Source organism: Pseudoalteromonas sp. APC 3691 (genome assembly GCF_030408135.1).
Classification (GTDB): Bacteria; Pseudomonadota; Gammaproteobacteria; order Enterobacterales; family Alteromonadaceae; genus Pseudoalteromonas.
This window is the reverse complement of the sequence record NZ_JASDCB010000038.1, coordinates 16,294-36,290: the sequence shown is the minus strand read 5'-3', so window position 1 is coordinate 36,290 and position 19,997 is coordinate 16,294. Positions and strand designations below refer to the sequence as shown.

Below are 19,997 nucleotides of genomic sequence, written 5' to 3'. Positions count from 1 at the left end.
TTTGAGGAGCTTGGTTTATATCCAATAGAAAAAGTGAATACGGGATGGCTTGCTTTATCAGCGTTTAGGAAATAAGTTGATAAAATGTGAAGGGTACAGGAGCCGTATACGAGGTCCGTACGTACGGCTCTGTGAGAGGGATGAGGCATAAGCCTCACCCTACTCGATGTATATTGGTTTAATGAATTTAAAACGACTCAACCGCGTAAACGCTCCTAGCACTAGGATAGTGCGTACCATGAAATTACATAAAAGTTGTAACCCATACTCATTGAAGGTAAGCATCAATCGTGTTTTTGCACACTTTTCATTATATGTGTTCTTTTTTCCGTGTTAAAAAAGGGTGTTTCACACCAGCTAAATTTTATAATTAATAACTGTATAAATTGGCAATAGTTGCGGTTTTGTCCGATAACATTATTAAAAGTCGTTTTGGGGCATTTTAACAAGGGCAATTTTATAACACACGTAATTACTTGTTTACATTAGAGTTGTTTGATGGAATTATTAAGCTATGTAATATACGCCGTTTTGGGGGGTTATAAACTCCCATAGTGGTGTTCTATAAGCTGTTATAGCTACTTCGAGCTAAGGAGTGAATTTGAGCACTGTATCTTTTAATCTAAATAAAATAGCGGAGCTCAAGCAAAAAGAACTCGGTACAGAAGACTCTGGGGAAGTTGAGCTTTTACAAATTGCAATGCAATCTATTGACAAAAGAATTAACTATTGCAAATACCATTATCAAGAATTTCAGCGTAATTCATGTGATAAGGCATTGCTACAAGAACGTCTTGATAGTAGTTTTGATGGAAAATCTATTAGGGTAATTTATGAGGCTAGTGTCATTGCATTCCTTCAAAATTTACATTCCTTAATTGACTCTTTTCCTTACGCATTAAACTTAATCGATAATAAATTTGAAATAGAGTCACAGGCAGTCGGTTGGAACAAAGACTTCATCGAAAAGTATAAATGTTTTGGCTATCACGAAAAGCTTGACGAAATTTATAGTAATTCTATTTATCATAAGCTCAAAGGGCTTGTTAACAGAACAAAACATAAACACCTTGTCAGAATAAAAAATACAGGAGTTGCACTTATTTTTGAAAAAATCTCCTTTTATTCAAATGGTGAAATTCAAGTTATCAATGGGCAGGACGTTAATCAATTTCTCATAGAGTGTTATGACAAGCTTTTGCCTGAGTTTCTAACTCTATGTAACGCTGTAGAAAAAAATAAAGAGAATGAAGCTTTAATAAATTAGCTTTGAGAATGTAGCTATAAGTTGCTCAACAGGACAAAAAACAGTTTGCTCGGCTCGTACCTCGCCAATTTTAGCAAACGGTATTTTACCCATTAGCAAAGCGTTAGCTTACAGTGTTATCCACGAAAGGAAGTATATGAAAATTCATAAAATCATTTTAGTTGCCTCGTTGGCAATATCTACATCTGTTTTTGCCGGTAATGGGGCTCCTGAACCATCGAATATTGATGAACAGATTTATGGAAGTTGGAATTGCCAATATAGCCATGAAGAAAATGGTTCAAAAATAAGTTTCGAAACAGAAGAAACCTATGTGCGAAATGGTCGTTCGAATAGCTTTGGAATCATGAAAGCTAAATTTGCTCCGGAGCTTCCTGAAATAGAATATTCTTTAGCAGGTAGTGCGACTTGGAATATAGATAATGGTTATTTAGTCACTACTTTGGACGATATAAAAGTTGTAAATTTAAGTCACCCTGAACTTGACAAAATTATAAATTTGCAAGATATGTTTCCTAAAAATTTAAGTGAGTCATCTAAAATTTTGGAATTATCTACTTCTAAGCTATCGCTTAAAAGTGAGTCTGACGGAACAGTTTATCATTGCACTAAAAAGTTAGCTAAACCTCAAACTAAAAACTTCAAATTTGAAACAGGCTCAGGTGTTTTTAAAATAGAAGAAATAGAAAAAATTGGTATTTACTCTACCCATGAGTATTCGTTTAACGGTAAAAAACTTGGTATTACTGAACTTGTTGGTTTAGAAGCAAAGTTGCTTGGAAGTAGTGAAGATACCGATTATTTTTTAATTAAGGGAGCAACTGGTGGTAGTGCTTGTGCAGAAGTTCTTTCCATTGTCCGCGTTACGAATGATTACTTGGTTTTTTCACCTCGAATCAATGCCTGTGGCGGAATAGTAAGCGTCGATTATGTTGATGACAGAGATATTAACCGTGTAAACGTTAAAGTACTCGAAAGAGATGAGCACACAAAAATTAGTTATAAGGTTATTGGTTCGGCGGTACTCGTTCACGGAAGAAATGAAATGAAAAATCAACATAGTTTTTTAGATTAAAATAAGCTAACAAATTGCTCAAACGGAAAAATAACAGTTGGCTATCGCTTCGCGATTATAGCCAACCATTATTTTCCGCTTAGCAAGGCGTTATATTTTTTCGATACATAGGCGTTAACTAAAAAGTGTGTTGATAAAATCAATTAAGTTTTAATGTTATAGGCCGATAAAGATCTTATTAATAATATATCTTTCATAGGAAAGGGAATTTAATATGAAAATAACTCATGATATTTTAACAGATACCGCAACAACACAGCTTAAAAATAAATCAGCTCCTGTTGATTCGGGTAAATTAACTGATATCCACTCAAATGAAACAATGAATAAGCAGCAAGCACAAACATTTGCTGATGATATTTATCATAAAGATGAGCATATCCCACAAAACCAAAGCACTTATGATAGACCGCTAAGTATCACAGCACATAAATCTGAATCAGAGCTTTTGGATAAAATGACTAATACAATATCATTTGGTGAATTACCACATAAGTTAAATCAACTTCGACCTAAATATGAAGATTTCATGAATGAGTTAGAAATATCTTCTCCATCGTTAGCTAAAAAAGAGTGGGAATTTTCTGTTGATAGTAACGATAAATTAGTTGTTTCAGGTAATATTACTGAAGATGAAAAAAACTACCTTGAAGGTAAATTGAATGCTAGCGAAGATATCGCTAATTTAGCTAAAGAATTACCTGACATTCTAATAAAAGGTCAAGAATATGACCGTGGTTATGATGGGAAAGGAAAATATTGGGGGAAATATGATGTTACTCAAGAAAACTTTAAAGACATTGTTGATATAAAGGGACTTTTAGATAGTTCGTATGGGCCAAATGCCAAAGCATTTGATGATGGTTTTGATGCTTTTTCATATCAAGATAATTTGCGTAGTCAATTAGCGAGTAAGGCTGAAGCTAAATATGCTTATTAACGAACTGTTATTTAGCATTGGAGAACAAAAAATATAACAACACGCCCTGAGGTGGACGACTAGTAAAATTTAGCTATTAATTGCAAATTTTAAAAGTGGTGAGCCTCTGCGTTTTAATGCTGCTAAATACGTCGATTCATCGTAGGGTGTATTCGTTTTCCAACACCTAAATACAATTCTTATCCATTTAAATGCCAGTGATCTAATAATACTGTTGTGCGGCTTACCCTTGGCTATTTGTTGCTCATAATACGCTTTAGCCCAAAATGAATAACGAATAGAAAATCCCGCCCATTCTACAAATGTTTGTCTTAAAAATTTAGAAATTAAACAGACGCCTTAAAGTTTTAACCTGGCGTATTCATGGAGTATTTTATTTAAACCAACCTACATCAAAGGGCTTTTAAGTAGATTGGTATTGTGTAAAGTGCAATATAGTTGTTTTTACTTGTTTTTAAACGGCATGATGAGTAACCCCCACAGCGAGGCATTTTGCTTTGCAGTTGGGTATTCAACCAAACCTATATCTATTTCTGCGTCGACTTTTTTGGCCTCACTTTTATAGCTGCCAAAAAGTTTGTCCCACCAAATTACACTAAAGCCATAGTTTGAATTTGTTTCACTCACTACTTTACTGTGGTGAATGCGGTGCAGTATTTGCGTCATTAATATAAGGCGTAGTGGCTTTTCAATGGCGTTTGGTAGGCGTATGTTTGCATGGTTAAACAAGGCGAGTGCATTTAACGCGATTTCAAATATAAGTACGGCAATGGCGGGTACGCCAAGTGCAGTAACTGCAATGAGTTTTATAACTATGCTGAGCACAATTTCGATGGGGTGAAAGCGCAGGCCTGTACTGGTATCTACGTGCGCATCGGCGTGGTGTACGCGGTGCAAACGCCATAATAGTGGCACTTTATGAAACAATCTGTGCTGCCAATAAATGAGTATATCGAGCAGTACAAGGCTTAGCACTATGGTTACTATGCTAGGTATGGCTAGTTGGTTAAATAAGCCAATGCTGTGCTCATGATTGTAAAGTGCTACTGCGGTTAAACCAAGTGGTACAACTAAGCGCGCAATGATAGATGAGGCAAACACTAAGCCAAAATTTGCAAACCAGCGAGTGCTGCTTTTAATGGGCGATTGCCTTGCGGGTTGTCGCCATTCAAGCAGCATCATTATGACTAAAATGCTAAAAAAGCAACCGAGTCGCCACCAAACTTCGTTAGTCATTATTATTTATAACCTCATTGGCTTCTTGCTGTTTAAGTGTGTGGTAGCCGCCATGTATACGGGTAAATATGGTAATGGCGCAGGCAAAAGCAAATATACCAGCGAGGAGGGCAAAGTGCTGCGGCCAAATACAAAAGGCTATAAATAGCGCTATTGTTTCTGTGCCTTCGGTTAAGCCATTTAGGTAGTAAAAGCTTTTGTATTTAAATTGCGGTTTTTCGAGCTTAAACTTTTCAGCGGCTATGGCAAAGGCTAAAAAGCTTGAACCCGTGCCAATAAATGCAGCGAGTAATATAGCGCCTGCAATGGCGTTTTGTTCGGGGTTTGCCAAAATAAAGCCAAGCGGAATGGCCGCGTAAAATAAAAAGTCGAGTGTAATATCTAAAAAGCCGCCGGCGCTTGAGCTTAAATTAGCATGGCGTGCTAGTGCGCCGTCAAGCCCATCTAAAATGCGATTTAAAACAATGGTAGCTAATGCGCCGTACCACATTTCAAAAGCAAGTAATGGCACTGCGAGCAAGCCAATTAAAAAGCCAAATACCGTTAGCTGATCGGGTGTTATGCCGCGCTTATGTATCAGCATTACCACAGGCTTTAACAGTGGCTTTATTACAGGGGTGATAAATTTATCTAACATAGGGAGCCTTGTGCGCTTAAAGTACAGTATTTAAGGTGAAAAGTTTACCGTTTGCAGCGTCGTAATCGCTATGATCGTGCGTTACCATAATGGCAGGCAGTTTATGTTGGCGTATTTGGCTAAACACCAGTTCACGGGTATCAACGCGCAGTTGCGTGTCGAGCTTACTAAAAGGCTCATCGAGTAAAATAGCTTTTGGCTCACTTAATAACAGTCGTAATAGCGCAACGCGTGCTTGTTGACCGCCCGACAAGCTATCGGGATGGCGATTGGCCATTCCTTTTAAACCAACTTGCTCAAGTGCGTGTGCTATTTTGTCAATGCGTTGTTTTTTATCCCCTTTGGGCATAGCAAAAGCAATATTACCCGCCACACTTAAGTGCGAAAACAATAAAGCGTCTTGATACAGTACGCCAATATGGCGTAAATGCGTGGGTAAATCATTTATATTTTTACCGTTAAGCCACACCTCTCCACTGGCTTTAAAACCACTGGGTAAAGTACCTGTAAGCCAATTTAATAAGCTTGATTTACCGCTGCCCGATGGGCCCATAATCGTTAGAATTTCACCACCATTAACTTGCTCGTTTAAGCTAAGTAGTCGCTCATTTTGGCGATAAAGCTGACAATTTTTAATCTGTAAAGATGACTGCATTAAAAAACCTTTAACTCAATACTGTTTACTGTGGGAGCTTTACACTCGTGCGCTTTTAAAAAAGTACTTAGGTAAACCCCATGCCAGTATAAATCCAATAAGCGGGAGTGCCATTTGCATAATAGCGTATACGGCACTGGTGCGCCTACTTGCGCCATTTGCCAGGGTAACTGCTTCGGTTGTTATGGTGGCTATACGCCCGCCACCGGCTAAAAGTGTTGGTAAATATTGGCCAAAACTGATCGCTAACCCCAATGCGGCTGCAATTAAAATAGGTGCAAATAACTGCGGTAATTTCACCTTAAAAAACACTTTGCAAGGCGCTGCACCCAAACTTGCTGCAACGCGCGCAAAGCGAGAGTCTAACCGCCTATAACTGCTCGCGAGTGACAAAAATACGTAAGGCAAAACAAACAGTAAATGTGTAAACACCACATTAAAAAATGCGGCTTGGTTATTTACCCATTGTTGTATCCATACTAGGCCAAACAAAAAGGCAATACTGGGTACTAATAGCGGTAAGTAAATAATTAAACTGGTAAAGCGAGAGATGGGTTTGTCGCTTAACTGCTCCGACTCTAAACACAATAAAGTAACCGTAATGGCAAATACCGTTGTGACTAAACCAATAGCTAGGGTATTAAAAAGCGGGTTGCTCATTTGCATTAATGCACTGTTAAAATGCAGTAGTGTAAATTGCTCAGGGAGTGCATCGGGAAAGCGCCAAAAGCCGGCAACCGACCACAAAATAAGGGCAATTAGCGACAGTAAAATAAAACCGATCACTAAAGCTGTGAGTATTATCGTTAGTTTTTGCCAATAAAACCCGCCGTATTCGCGCACCCCGTTAGTGAGTGAATCGCTAAACAATACCTTTATCGCTTTTTCGCCGCTAAGCCAAAGCGCAAGTAACCCACCCGTGAGTGCCAGTTGTAGCAAAGCACCGGCTGAGGCTTTAATACGTAAGTTTAAATCAACATCGTTAAACCAATGCATAATAGCTACCGCTAATGTTGGCGGTGTATTTGGGCCTAAAATAAGTGGCATTTCTACACTGGCGCTGGCATAAGCGAGCACAGCTAAAATAGGTAAACGCAGCAGTGGGTAAAGGCTAGGGAGTATTACTTTAAAAAAGGCGGTCATGGGGCAGTAACCCAAATTAAGCGCAACTTTATGTTGCTGGCGTAATTTTTTGCCAAGCTCAGGCTGCGCCAATACGCCCAGTGCCATTAATAACAAAAATGGCAGTTCTTTAAGCGTTAACCCTAAAATTATACTAATGCCGAATGAGTCATGCGGAAATAGGCCGTTTGGTGCAAGTTCCCACCCGCTTAACCAAGGCGATATAATTCGTGAAATCATGCCTGAAGGGGCAATTAAAAAACCTACCGCAATAGCCGCTGCAGCGTGTGGTATAACTAAAATAGGGCTCAGTAAACGCTGAATGCGGTTAAGCCAAGGGCTGTTAAAAAAAGCGGCTAAAATCATCAAAGTAATAATAAAAGCAAGTAAGGTACTTATTAAACCGGTACCAATACTTAGCATAGCCATATTTACTAGGCCGGGTGTTTGCCAAAGCATGGTAAAGCCTTGCAAGCCAAATGTAGTTTGATCAAGTGCAGGGGCATAACCAAAGGCGGGTAGTAACACACTAATTAAGCCGCCAAGTACGGGTAAAATAAGTAAAACGAGTAAAAAGCGTGGGCTTAATTTTACTATTTTACTAAACATATCATGGCTTTTACGGGCGTGAGGCCCATGGCTTGTCGCCACTTTATTGCTAATAACACTCATTGGCTTACCCCATAGCGAGTTTGCCAGCCTTGCATTATGGCGTTAACCCAGCTTGGGTGTGGCTCGCTCAATGTGCGCTTAATACTGTTAAAAGGCAGTGCGCTTGGGTGCGGTTTAGCTGTTTTAAACAGTGCTTGTTGCTCAGGCGTTAGCCTTGATTGAATAAGTACGCTTTTATCGCCCCATATATGCGCTTTTTGCTTTTGGGCTTGCGCCTCTGGGCTTAATAAAAAGTTAGCGACTAATTGCGCGCTTTGCGGATGGCTTGCATTGTAAGGAATAGCCACAAAGTGAGTATTACTTAAACTGCCATCAGCCATTGCATAGCTGCGAATGCTTTTTGGTAAATCGTAGCGTTTAACGGCTGCGGGCACTTCGGGTGCTGAAAAGGTAAAGGCAATAATTAGCTCGGTATCGTCTACTAAACGGCGTATTTGCGCGCCACTTTGCATAAAGTGAGTGCCACCACGCCAAAGCGTAGGGTGTAGCTTATTTAAAAAGTCCCACAGTGGGGTTAACACTTGTGCTGTGTTGTTAGCGGTAGCCGCTTGGTTTAACTGCGCTTTAATGCTTTCACTACTTTGCTGATGCAGTATTACTAAGGCGTATTTTAAAAAGCTCATCCCTAAAAAATCAGGCGGCTTTGGGTAGCTAAAACGCCCCGGGTTTTGTGCGCTCCAGTTTAATAATTCGTTTAATGTAGTAGGGAGTTTGTTGTTTGCCTGTTTATTTATTGCAATGCTGTCGTAATAAAAGGTGAGCGATGCTTGCCCCCACGGTGCTTCCATACCGTTTGTGGGTATGCCAAAGTCAAAATTAACTGCAGGGTTATTAGCGGGATCTGTGTAGGCAAAGTGTGGTAGTTTATTTGCCCACTGTTTTAACAACAATGCGTGCTCGCTCATGGTGGCAAAGTTAGCGCCGTTTATCCATACCAGATCAACACTGCCTTGGTCATTATTATGTGCTGATTTTTCGGCCAACACTCGGCTTACTGCTTCGCTGGTGTCGCTGAGCTTTACATGCACTAAGTTAATATTATATTTAGTTTTAACTTGCTGGGCAGCCCATTGAATATAGGCATTTATTTGCGCGTCGCCGCCCCAGGCATAAAAGTACACGCTTTGGTTATTACCAAGCGTTTCAATATTTTCCCAGCGAGTGAGTAGTTCTTTACTCATATTATGAGCGCTGTTATTAGCAAAAGTACTTAAGCTTGTTATTAGGCAAACGCAAAACGCGACACAGTAAACACTGTAACGCGTAGCTGTTTGCCAAAACTTACTGGCGAGCATTTAAATCCCAGTTGTAGTCTAAAAATTTTACTTTCATGTCATTATTTCTAAGCGCTTTTTGCTGAGCGGGTACTAGTTTAAGTGCATCGCTATATTGCAGTAAAAACTGCTGTAGCGTGTCTGCACCTCTAAAACCTTTTTCAAAGTCATCGCCGTACCATTTAAATATAGAGGAGATATTTAGCGTATTTTCCTGCGCAAAATTACGTGTTGTATCAGATAAAAAACGCACCGTTTGCTGTTGCAATTGGCTCTCTAGTTCAGTAGCTGTGAATGCCTCCCCGCGCAGCGCAGGGCAACCAATACTTGCACAATTTACAGCAAAATGAATACGTGGGTCGTTATATTTACCGCTGCCACGAATTAAACCGTGCTCTATGTCATCAAGGCTGCGAGTTTTACCAAGTAGTGGCACAAACGCTTTACTCCACGGTGAGCTAAAAAAGCTGCCTAAATCTTTTATTGATTTAAGGTTTTGGGGCTCTTTACTGCCAAGGTTTGAAACGATGAGCTCTACGGTAAATGCATTATACGCATTAATTAAAAACGCCAGTTGCTTAGGCTTTTCCCACGCGTCAAACTCGTTTTGTGTTACAGCACTTAACGAATCTAAATACGTTTTTAGCTGAGTATGATCACCTTGTATTGCAGCGTAATCAACCTCTGTGCTGTGATTATGGTTAATAGCGACAACATGTTTATTTAGCAATGCATTCCAGCTATCGTGCAGGTTATTAGTCGTACTTTGCGCTTGGCTTGAAAGCGACGTTATAAGCGCCGTCGCAAGTAATGTCGCACTTAATAATAAAGGCTTTAATGTTGTGTTAAACATATTAGCCTCGACGCCACGTATGATATTTTTCGAGCATGTTAAGTACTTTTTCAGGTGCATGGGCGCGTTTCCACTCGCCTGCAGCGTATTTGTTGCCTTCAGCCCAAGTAGGGTAGCTGTGTATAGTGCCCAGTATTTTATTAAGGCCTAAACCGTGTTTCATGGCCAGTACAAATTCAGCAATTAAATCACCCGCGTGTTCAGAGACCACAGTTACACCGAGTATTTTGTCTTTGCCTTTAGGGGTAATTACTTTAATAAAGCCTTTTGTGGCGCTGTCGGTAATTGCGCGGTCTAGCTCTTCAAACTCAAAACGAGTGATTTCAAAATCGATACCTTTATCAATTGCATCTTGCTCGTTTAAACCCACACGTGCCACTTCTGGGTCAATAAAGGTGGTCCATGGAATAACGCGGTAATCTACTTTAAACTTTTTAAGGTTACCAAATAAGCCGTTTACTGCTGCGTACCAACCCTGATGAGCGGCTACGTGCGTAAACTGGTACGGGCCAACAATATCGCCAGCGGCAAAAATATTAGGGTATAGCGTTTCTAGGTATTCGTTAGTGACTATTGTACGGTTTGTTTCTATGCCTAGCTCTTCAAGGCCGTAACCTTTAAGGCGGGCACTGCGGCCAACAGCGCATAGCAGTTCGTCGTATTCAATAGCAATTTCTTCATCATTGCCTTCGTTAAGGCGTTTAACAATAATGTACTTTTTACCGTCGCGCGCTTCACAACGTAATGCCTGATGTGAGGTTAAAATGTTAACGCCGCTTTCGCTCAATGCTTCATGAGCAAAGGTAGACACTTCAAGATCTTCTTTGATCATGATGCGCTCCGCCATTTCAATTTGCGTAACGCTTGAACCTAAACGGGCAAAGCTTTGGGCTAATTCGCTGCCAATAGGGCCGCCGCCAAGTACTACAAGCTTTTTAGGTGCTTCGTCAAGCGCTGCAAATTTATCCCACAAGGTATCGCTTGTTACATAACCAGTTTCTTCTATACCGGGTAGTGGCGGTACAAATGGGCGTGCGCCAGTGGCAATAACAATAGTACGCGCAGTTAATGTTTGCGTGCCGCCATCGTTAAGTTTAATTTCTACCGTCCACGGGTCGATTAATTTGCCGTAGCCTTTTACTACGTCTACGCCTAAATTAGTGTAGCGCTCTATGCTGTCGTGCGGTGCTATATCGGCAATTACTTTATGAACACGGGCCATTACTTTTTTAAACGAAAACTGCGGTGTCATGTTTTCTAGGCCGTAGTGTTCACCGTGGCGAATTTGCTCTGCAATTTTAGCGCTTTTAATTATCGCTTTACTGGGAACACAGCCGTAGTTTAAACAGTCGCCGCCCATTTCGCCCGCTTCAATAAGGGTTACTTTTGCTTTAACAGCAGCGGCAATATAGCTTGTTACCAAGCCACCTGCACCCGCGCCAATAACAATCATGTTACGGTCGAAACTTTTAGGTTTAGTATAGTTTTTGTATACACGACGTTTTTTAAACACGTTTAAGATCCCTTTAGCAATAAATGGGAATACGCCCAATAAAGCGAATGATAAAATTAAGTCCAACGATAAAATGCCCGATAAACTCTCTATTTGAGCAAGCTGCGTACCGGCATTAACAAATACAAATGTACCGGCTAGCATACCCACTTGGCTTACCCAGTAAAAAGTCCATGACTTGATGGCTGTTACGCCCATTAACAAGTTGATTAAAAAGAACGGAAACACCGGCACTAAACGCAACGTAAATAAGTAAAAGCCGCCTTCTTTTTCAACGCCTGCATCAATGGCTGCTAAACGCTCAGGAAAGCGCTTTTTAATGGTATCGCGCAATAAGTAACGTGATACTAAAAAGGCCAGTGTGGCACCTATGGTTGATGCAAACGATGCAACCAATAAGCCTTCAACTAAGCCAAATAAAGCACCCGCTGCCAGTGTTAAAATAGCCGCGCCCGGTAAAGACAATGCAGTAACCACCACATACAATAAAAAGAATCCGCCAATGATTAATAGCGGAGATTGCGCTTTATATTGGCTAAACTGATCCATCGACCCTTTTAAGCCCTCAAGCGTAAGTAGTTGGTGCAAATCAAAATGAAAGAACAGGCCGATGGCGACCGCTGCAATCAATAATAGAAATATTTTTTTAATCATGTTCTCTCTCTTAAAAACTATGCGTAAGGGTTAACTTGGCGTTAATTGGCAACTCAGGAAAAGCTAAAGTTGCACCAAAGTAACCGCCTTCAAATACTGGGCGCCAGTTTTTTTGATTCGTCACGTTGTTCACATCTAATCGTAACTTGGTATTAGGCGTAAAAGCATAGCTAGTATTTACGTTTAGGGTGTACTGATCACGAATTTTCACTGTCGCCAAAAAGTCTAATGGGTAACTCTTTGTATATAGACCTGAAAAACCCGTTTGCCATTTCGAATTAATTGAATAATTTCCGTTAAAGCTGAAAGATTGCTCAGGGATGCCCTGAACTTGGCGGTTTGAAGGTGCAAACGCGGTAAAGCTAGGTGCGCCAACACTGGTACCTGCAATAATATCTGGACGTGAGTTGTCAAATGCATCAGCGACTTGTGCTGAGTCTTGGCTACTTGCAGAATTATCGTAGCGAGCATCAATATAGCTGTAGCCGGCACTTAACCAATAAGGGTAAGCATCATAAAATACTTGGCTTTCAAAGCCGGTAGTACGAATGCCGGTATTACTACCATCGCGATTACGTAAACTACGACGTTGGCTAAACACTGCACCATCGGCGTACCAATCACTGTCGGTTGGTGCGTATTTCAAACCAAATTCAACTAAGGTATTTTCGGTTGAAAAGTTTTGTGCGCTAATCGTGTTGTCGCCACCAAGAGACGTGCCGCCAGCCATGCTATTTGATGTGGCTTCGTTGTAACTTGCTGCACCATAAGTGGTGTAATCACCATTTAATCGGTAATTAAAGCTTACTTGCCCCGAATGTAGCTTATCGTTAATGCTATCGCTCGCTGCAATTTCACCCTCTGGTGCTATTGGGTCGTGCGCGTCTACGTCATAAAAATCAATGCGGTAGCCAACACTTGTATGAAACTTATCTGTCCAATCTGAATCTTGCTGAATAGCAAAACCCGTTTGCCATGAGCGCGAATCGGTAGTGTCTGATAAGTTAAAGTCGCCGCTGCCATCGTTATTAATATCGTACTGACCACCAGGGGATACAAATACACCTGGACTAATTTCAATTAAACGCGCTTGTTGTGAATCAGTTAAAGGAATGCGGCGATTTGAAATTGGGCCAGTTAAATCAATAGGTAGGTCGGCTTCTGTTGTAAATTGGCTGTAGCCTAGCACGCGGTTGTAACGCACATCAAAAGCAAAAATTGTTTGCTGTTCGTTGCTCCATTGGTAAGTCAGTTCGGTACGGTTCTGCGCGGTATCGGCACCATCTATAATTTCAACAAAGCTATTTTGTGCAATTTCTTCGCGTTGTAAGTGCTGAAAATACGTAATGTTTTTTATTGATGCGTTGTTTGAAAGTTCACGCTTATAAATACTGTGTAGTAAATAAGTAGTGGCTTCGTTTTGATTGTCAGGGTCGGTAAGTACTGTACTACGGTCTATTTTTACTTGCCCAGTAGGTGAAACAATAGAACCTGCCGCTGGAACTGTACTGCCATTTACTTGCACGCCTTGGCCGGTAATATAAAGGCCATTATCTATTAGCGCTTGAGTAGGGCGGTTAATACCTGCGTTATCGGTAAATTCAACTTGGTATAACTCAAAGTTAATATCCCAGCTGCTCTTGTCATCAGGTAACACCCTAAGTGCTGCAAATAGGCTGTCGCTTTTCGTGCCCGAAAAGTCGTAGTAACTGCCGTTATCAATGTGTTCAGCGCTTACTCTAAAACCTACTTTGTCTTTTACTATAGGTGCACTGTAATCAACTAAAACGCTGTACTGATCCCATCGTCCTGCCGATACCGTTGCTTTGCCTTTACTGTCGTCAGTTGATGCTTTTTTAGAATGTAAGTTTACAAAACCACCGTTGCGTTGGCTTGAACCAAATAATACCGGTGGCGCGCCTTTTACTACATCTATTTGTTCTATAGAGTTGAACGATAACGGCACGCCAAAGCCATTATTACCTGCTTGGCGGCGTGTACCATCTTGGAAAAGCTCACCTAGTTGCCCACGAATAGTAGGTAAACTTGGTGCCCCAAAACCACTGGCTGAATAGGTATTAGGGCTTACTGCAAGTACGTCTTGTAAAGTCGTAATATTGAGTTGTTCTATTAACTCGCTTGAAATTGGTGTTACTGATCGGGCTATATCTCGTAGAGCTAAGTTGTCGCCAAAAGGGCCGTCTACAGTGGCATTTTTAACCGAAAGACCTTGAGATCTAATAACTTGGCCTGCCACCTCAATACGCTCAATTGCGCCTTCTTTTGCTGTTTTTGATTCTTCGGCTGCAAAAGCATTAAGTGGTGTATTTAATATGGTGGCTAGGGAAAGTGCTAAATATGCGTGTTTCAAACGTTTTCTCTCTACGGTTAAAATGTTGTTGGCGATAAAGACCGAAAGGATTAAAAATAACTTTCAGTAAAATTTTGATTCTTTTTGTTTTTTAGAACATAACAAAACAGATGCATTATAAAGATGGTAATTAAGTAGTATTGTTTTATTAGTTGATAAAATATTAATACAGCGATTGTACTAGAGTGAATGTAAATATATGCTTTTAATAGAATTTTTAATTATAGACTACTTTCAACCTGCTAACATTTTAAAAGAGTTAACTTTTATGCAGCATTTTTTAAATTACTTAAATAAGCTTCACTTTTAGTACTGCATGGCTTAACTAATGAATTTAATTAAAAATTTTTGAAATAAAAAACAACTTATACGGTCTAGGTTACTTCTACGTTTATTAATATTCATTTAAGGAAATTTTATGACAGGTTCAATGAATTCTGATGTGCAAAACCGTTTGCAGTGGTCACTTTTATCTTTGCGTTTAGGCGTGTTTATTGTAATTGTTATGTGGACATTCGATAAGTTTGTTAATCCTGGGCATAGCGCACGTATTTTTGAACATTTTTACGGTATTAGTGGCTCTACAGATATAGTGGCTTACATTATTGGTGCGGTGCAGTTAGTGCTTGTTTTAGCATTTTTAGCAGGTATTAAAAAGCGTATAACGTACGGTATCATTTTTGTAATGCATGGCTTATCTACGCTTTCTTCTTACAACCAGTACATAGATGGCTTTAATAACTTATTATTCTTTACTGCATGGCCAATGTGGGCTGCGTGTTTTGCACTTTACTTATTACGCGACCAAGACGTGAAATTTACTGTAAAGTAATAAAGTACATGCAAAAAAATTGGTTATAAGCCATAAGGCTTATAACCAATAAGTACACAGGGAGTGTGTGGAAGTCGGTTTGCATGTTATGCAACTAATGCATTGCGTCGTTGTATTGCTCAGCAAGGCTCTCTTTTTGCCCTTCGGTAAGTGCTTTACCCGCTAATTGAAACACTTCGTGTTCTTCTTCACTTAAATGATGATGTACCAAATGGTGTAGCTTTTTAGCTGCAACTAACCATGCAGACGAGCTCATTTCGGTATCTTCAAGTTGTTCAATTAATTCATCAATTTCGTGATGTTCAGCTACGCTGTGGCGCGCTTTTTCGTGAGTTAAGTCATCAAACATAAGTGGGTTATAAAAGTAACGTTCTTCAAATTTTGCGTGATTTTCTAATTCTGTTTTTAGCTCATCCATTAGCGTGTGGCGCTGCTCTGTGTCGCCGTGTGTTTGAATAAGCGCATCTACCAATTCTCGTTGTTTGTCATGGTCATGACGTAGTGCTTCAAAAATATTCATAACTAGTCCTTTACTTGCTCTTTAATTGCTTACAAATATTGAAGCAAGCTAAATGCCATGATTTAACTTGTTGAATTAAATTAGTTTATATTTGTTCGTTTGCTCGTAGGAGTATGCGGCCTGTAAGTTTTACAAGCACGCTCATGCAATATTTTCAGGCTTTAGTTTTACTGATGTGTTGGAGGAGTTAAGGTAGTTAATAAAATAGCGCGCAAATAAAAAAGATGAAAAAATGATACTTTCTTTGATACTATCAGTACGTTCTTTTTTAATTTTTTGTAACGGTGGCTAAAAGTAAATATGCCCATAAAGATCTTGAGATAGATTTATAATCCAGAGCATAGTTTGTTTAATAAGGTACATATGAAAGAAGAACTAAGAGCAAAAATAATTACCGTATGCGATAAAAAAATAGCAGTTAAAGGAGAAAATGTAGGGCTTTCTTTTTATGCATTTTTTGCCAATAAAAACGACGATCCAGAGCTACTTATGGATGCTGCTACTTGGTGGATACACACCCATAAATTAGATCATTTTGTAAAAGCAAAGACCATCAAACAAATGATCTTAGATGGGCTTTAGCTTAAAAATCTGCGGCTACTTCAAACTCTAATCGTTTAAGCGTATTAGGGTGAGTAAATGCTAAGTATTCTGCATGTAAATGTAATCGTTCGGCTTTTTGCCCGTAATGTGTGTCGCCTATAATTGGCATGTTTAAACCTAAGCTGTGCGCACAATGCACTCTTAATTGATGAGTTCGCCCTGTTTTAGGGTATAACTGTAATCGGGTAATATTGTTGTTACGCTCTAAAACCTGCCAGGTAGTAAGTGATTGCTTACCGTGTGTGTAACACACCATTTGGCGCGGTTTATCATCAAAGTCTAGCACTAAGGGCAAATCAATTACTCCGCTATCCTCAGCTACGTTACCATTAACTAATGCTACATAACGTTTATCTATGGTGCGTTCAATAAACTGCTTTTGCAGTGCTTTGTGCACGCGTTTATTAAGTGCAATCATCAATAACCCAGAAGTCGACATATCTAATCTGTGTACAATTAGTGGCCCTGATGCCTCTGGAAACTGCGTTTTTATGCGCATATAAACTGAGTCATCAATATTAACGCCAGGCACTGATAAAAACTCAGCGGGCTTATTTACCACAAGTAAGTCGTCATCTTTATAAACAATACTTAAATCTTTACCCTGAGCTGGGTTGATAAGTAGCGGGTTATCTTCAACATCTAAACCCCTTAGCATATGCCCAAGTATTGGTTGGCATTTACTGTAACAAGAAGGGTAGTAATTCTTATGCTGCCTAATTGCTGATTTAGGTGCTGCTCCCCACCAAAACTCTGCCATAGCAAGTGGCTTTAAGTCATGTTTATAGGCGTATTGTAATAATTTAGGCGCTGCACAATCGCCAGCACCCGAAGGAGGAGTGTGCTCAGGTAATGCTGCAAAAATAGCATTTAAATCTGTAGTTTCACCATTTGCATTTAAAAATTGGTACTGTGCAAATAGCTTTATTTGTAAGCTTTTAGAAAGTGTTTTACGGCGCTTTTTTAAATGAGCAATTTCATTAGAAATATTGATGTGTGTTTGCTGCAGTGACTCGATTATATTTTGCCAATAGGATTTAAGTGCCAGCAGTTGCTTTTTTTCTACGATGCTTTGCCCTGCAAGCTTATTTTTTAACTGCTCAAAATCACTTTCGCTAAGTTCTAATTTGCCTTCGGTACGTTGTATTTTTCGCTGCTGACGACCGGCTTGCATTACTGCCTGTTGAGCTAATAGCGCTTGCTGGTAGCTCTGTGTTGCATCATCAAGTTTGCTATTAACTTCAAGCAGTTGTTCACTATTTTCTAATTGCTCAATTTGAGCATTAATATCGTTAATTATTTTACTTTGAGCCAAATAGCTATCGTCTTGAAGTTGCATGCTAGAAACAGGCGGCACAAAGCTAATATTACCTTTATCACCTTCAATTTGTCCCGAATAAGCACTTAAAAAGCCTAATTGTTGCTTAGCATTTTGCACCACTAAAACCCCAAACATTTTACCTGCATTTTCTGCTTTTAAATGCGCTAACGTTTCAAGCTGTTGCTGTAATTGTTTAGTGGCTGCTACAGCTAATGGTTGCGGCTCGTAATAAAAAGGGAAAGTAAACTTTTCAGGAAGCGCGAGAGCATCAATATTTTGAGAAAATAATGTAAAGCAAGAAGCAGAATTTGACATAGAAGTAAGAGAAAAGCATTCAGTAAAATAATTGAGCGCATAATAACATATTCATAGTTAAGCCACTAAAAATCTCGCACCCGCATATTCATAAACACTTTAAAGCGGACATTCATGTTTTATGTATCAGTATGGGGTCGCAGCAAGCATAGGCGTTTGTTAGTAAAGTCTCAGTAGTAATATATTTATCATTATCAAAATATTTAAGCTTATCGATTCTCAATAATTGAGCGCATTTCGAAACGATGACTTACCTGATAGATCAGAGACGAAAAATCAATTTACAGAATAACTGAATATTTAGGAGTTCTATATTATGAGTCAAAATATCGCAAGTTTTATCACTAAAACCCTCGAACAAGCAGGCGTAAAACGTATTTGGGGAGTAACTGGCGATTCACTTAACGGCATTAGTGAAAGTCTGCGAAAAATGGGAACAATTGAATGGCTAGGTACGCGACATGAAGAAGTTGCCGCATTTGCAGCTGGTGGCGAAGCACATTTATCAGGCGAGCTTGCGGTGTGTGCGGGTTCTTGCGGGCCAGGTAACCTTCATTTAATTAATGGCTTATTTGATTGTCAGCGCAATAATGTACCAGTATTAGCAATTGCCGCACATATTCCTTCATCTGAAATTGGCAGTAGTTATTTTCAAGAAACCCATCCGCAAGAATTATTTAAAGAATGCAGTGTGTATTGTGAAATGGTGTCGAGCCCTGAGCAAATGCCGTACCTGCTAGAAACAGCAATGCGACAAGCAATACTAAACAAAGGCGTGAGTGTACTTGTGCTACCTGGCGATATTGCATTAAAAGATATGCCTAAAGCTATTAAGCCGAAATGGAACGTGCCAAAGCCAGCAACTTATACCCCCGCTTTATCTGATATTGAAGCAATGGCGACTCATCTTAATAAAAGTAAAAAAGTAACCTTATTGTGTGGTGCTGGTTGTAAGGATGCCCACGACGAAATTGTTGCGCTAGCCGAAAAATTACAAGCACCGATAGTGCATGCCATGCGCGGTAAAGAATTTATTGAATACGATAATCCTTACGATGTTGGTATGACCGGATTTATTGGCTTTGCATCGGGCTATCATGCAATGCAAGAAGCCGATACGTTATTAATGATTGGTACTAGTTTTCCTTATCGTGCTTTTTATCCCGAAAATACCACCATATTGCAAATTGATAATCAGGCTGCGTCACTCGGGCGACACGTGCAAATTGACTGTGGCGTGTTAGGGGATACTAAAAACTCAGTGGCCACACTGCTTGATTATATTAAAGGTGAACGGACAAGTTCGCACTTACAAAAATGTGTTAAAAATTACAAAGAGTCTCGACAAGATCTTGATGAACTTGCCAGTGGCAAAACCTCGCAAAACTTAATTCACCCGCAATACCTAACGCGTTTACTCAACGAGCAAGCAGCTGACGATGCTGTTTTTACTTGTGATGTAGGTACGCCAACAGTGTGGGCTGCGCGTTATTTATCAATGAATGGTAAGCGTCGCTTAATTGGCTCGTTTAATCATGGCTCTATGGCAAATGCGATGTCGCAGGCAATGGGGGTTCAATCTGTTGATAGAGACCGCCAAGTCATTGCAATGTGTGGTGATGGTGGCTTTTCGATGTTAATGGGGGATTTAATCTCACTTAAGCAGCTTAATTTACCAATAAAGATTGTTGTTTATAATAATCGCTCACTTAGTTTTGTGGCTATGGAAATGAAAGCCAGTGGGTTTTTATCAAGCGATACCGATTTAGAAAACCCAAGTTTTGCTAACATTGCACAGGCCTGCGGCTTAAAAGGGATTCATGTGGATGACCCTGAAAAATTACCATCGGCAATGAACGAGATGATGAACCACTCAGGACCTGTTGTTTTAGAAGTCGATACTGCAAAACAAGAGCTTTCAATGCCACCGCAAATCAAATTAGAGCAAGCAAAAGGCTTTAGTGTTTACATGATGAAGGCGCTGATAAACGGCAAAGGAAACGAGATTGTAGAGCTTGCCAAAACTAACTGGTCACGCTAGTTACTTCCCTATTGAGTATTTTAGCTCAATAGGGAAGTGCCAAGTAATAATCCTCACTATCATCTTTTATTATTAATAAGCTAAGGCTGCTGTTTG

General features: G+C 39.8%; 16 protein-coding genes and 1 pseudogene. 6 read left to right on the top strand and 11 right to left on the bottom strand.

Annotated elements, in window-relative coordinates:
* Positions 1 to 601: 601 nt before the first annotated feature.
* The 3 genes from QL998_RS12910 (at position 602) to QL998_RS12900 (ending at position 3,282) form a co-directional block, all read left to right on the top strand.
* Entirely contained in the window at positions 602 to 1,267 is a 666-nt protein-coding gene (locus QL998_RS12910; protein WP_290192841.1) for a hypothetical protein, read from the top strand.
* Positions 1,268 to 1,403: 136 nt separating this feature from the next.
* Positions 1,404 to 2,342 carry a hypothetical protein gene (locus QL998_RS12905; protein WP_290192840.1) on the top strand — a complete coding sequence of 313 codons (939 nt, stop codon included), beginning with the start codon at positions 1,404 to 1,406 and terminating at the stop codon, positions 2,340 to 2,342.
* A 214-nt stretch (positions 2,343 to 2,556) separates the two neighbouring features.
* Complete coding sequence (locus QL998_RS12900) at positions 2,557 to 3,282, top strand: hypothetical protein (protein WP_290192839.1); 726 nt, start codon at positions 2,557 to 2,559, stop codon at positions 3,280 to 3,282.
* Between the two features lie 69 nt (positions 3,283 to 3,351).
* Here the strand turns inward: QL998_RS12900 and QL998_RS12895 are convergent.
* The 9 genes and pseudogenes from QL998_RS12895 to QL998_RS12855 form a co-directional block, all read right to left on the bottom strand.
* Positions 3,352 to 3,606 (bottom strand): annotated as a pseudogene (locus tag QL998_RS12895) (IS110 family transposase); the annotation flags it as partial.
* A gap of 120 nt (positions 3,607 to 3,726) precedes the next feature.
* Positions 3,727 to 4,518: a sterol desaturase family protein gene (locus QL998_RS12890; protein ID WP_290192838.1), complete on the bottom strand. Its 792-nt coding sequence runs from the start codon at positions 4,516 to 4,518 to the stop codon at positions 3,727 to 3,729.
* Positions 4,511 to 5,155: a CDP-alcohol phosphatidyltransferase family protein gene (locus tag QL998_RS12885; protein ID WP_182194951.1), complete on the bottom strand. Its 645-nt coding sequence runs from the start codon at positions 5,153 to 5,155 to the stop codon at positions 4,511 to 4,513. The genes QL998_RS12890 and QL998_RS12885 overlap by 8 nt, the downstream gene beginning before the upstream one ends.
* Positions 5,156 to 5,171: 16 nt before the next feature.
* Complete coding sequence (locus tag QL998_RS12880) at positions 5,172 to 5,810, bottom strand: ATP-binding cassette domain-containing protein (protein ID WP_089369152.1); 639 nt, start codon at positions 5,808 to 5,810, stop codon at positions 5,172 to 5,174.
* Between the two features lie 39 nt (positions 5,811 to 5,849).
* Positions 5,850 to 7,604 carry an ABC transporter permease subunit gene (locus QL998_RS12875; RefSeq protein ID WP_290192837.1) on the bottom strand — a complete coding sequence of 585 codons (1,755 nt, stop codon included), beginning with the start codon at positions 7,602 to 7,604 and terminating at the stop codon, positions 5,850 to 5,852.
* Positions 7,601 to 8,899, bottom strand: a complete 1,299-nt coding sequence (locus QL998_RS12870) for an ABC transporter substrate-binding protein (RefSeq protein WP_290192836.1) — start codon at positions 8,897 to 8,899, stop codon at positions 7,601 to 7,603. Before QL998_RS12870 ends, QL998_RS12875 begins: the two co-directional genes overlap by 4 nt.
* Entirely contained in the window at positions 8,886 to 9,731 is an 846-nt protein-coding gene (locus tag QL998_RS12865; protein ID WP_086994648.1) for a DUF547 domain-containing protein, read from the bottom strand. The genes QL998_RS12870 and QL998_RS12865 overlap by 14 nt, the downstream gene beginning before the upstream one ends.
* 1 nt (position 9,732) lies before the next feature.
* Positions 9,733 to 11,898, bottom strand: coding sequence for a bifunctional TVP38/TMEM64 family protein/FAD-dependent oxidoreductase (locus QL998_RS12860; RefSeq protein ID WP_290192835.1), 2,166 nt, complete (start codon positions 11,896 to 11,898; stop codon positions 9,733 to 9,735).
* A 10-nt stretch (positions 11,899 to 11,908) separates the two neighbouring features.
* Positions 11,909 to 14,269 (bottom strand): TonB-dependent receptor, encoded by a 2,361-nt coding sequence (locus QL998_RS12855; RefSeq protein ID WP_182724070.1) that lies wholly within the window; start codon positions 14,267 to 14,269, stop codon positions 11,909 to 11,911.
* A 418-nt stretch (positions 14,270 to 14,687) separates the two neighbouring features.
* Between QL998_RS12855 and QL998_RS12850 the strand changes: the two genes are divergently transcribed.
* A complete protein-coding gene (locus QL998_RS12850; protein ID WP_290192834.1) occupies positions 14,688 to 15,101 on the top strand; it encodes a hypothetical protein in 414 nt (137 codons plus the stop codon).
* 94 nt (positions 15,102 to 15,195) lie between these two features.
* On the opposite strand, the gene QL998_RS12845 is transcribed toward QL998_RS12850, so the two are convergent.
* Entirely contained in the window at positions 15,196 to 15,621 is a 426-nt protein-coding gene (locus QL998_RS12845; RefSeq protein ID WP_008134499.1) for a hemerythrin domain-containing protein, read from the bottom strand.
* A 363-nt stretch (positions 15,622 to 15,984) separates the two neighbouring features.
* Between QL998_RS12845 and QL998_RS12840 the strand changes: the two genes are divergently transcribed.
* Complete coding sequence (locus QL998_RS12840) at positions 15,985 to 16,203, top strand: DUF6500 family protein (protein ID WP_024597227.1); 219 nt, start codon at positions 15,985 to 15,987, stop codon at positions 16,201 to 16,203.
* Position 16,204: 1 nt separating this feature from the next.
* Here QL998_RS12840 and QL998_RS12835 read toward each other — a convergent pair whose 3' ends face one another.
* Positions 16,205 to 17,860 (bottom strand): RluA family pseudouridine synthase, encoded by a 1,656-nt coding sequence (locus QL998_RS12835; RefSeq protein ID WP_290192833.1) that lies wholly within the window; start codon positions 17,858 to 17,860, stop codon positions 16,205 to 16,207.
* A 316-nt stretch (positions 17,861 to 18,176) separates the two neighbouring features.
* On the opposite strand from QL998_RS12835, the gene poxB reads away from it, so the two are divergent.
* Entirely contained in the window at positions 18,177 to 19,901 is a 1,725-nt protein-coding gene (gene poxB, locus QL998_RS12830; protein ID WP_024597229.1) for a ubiquinone-dependent pyruvate dehydrogenase, read from the top strand.
* Positions 19,902 to 19,997 lie beyond the last annotated feature (96 nt).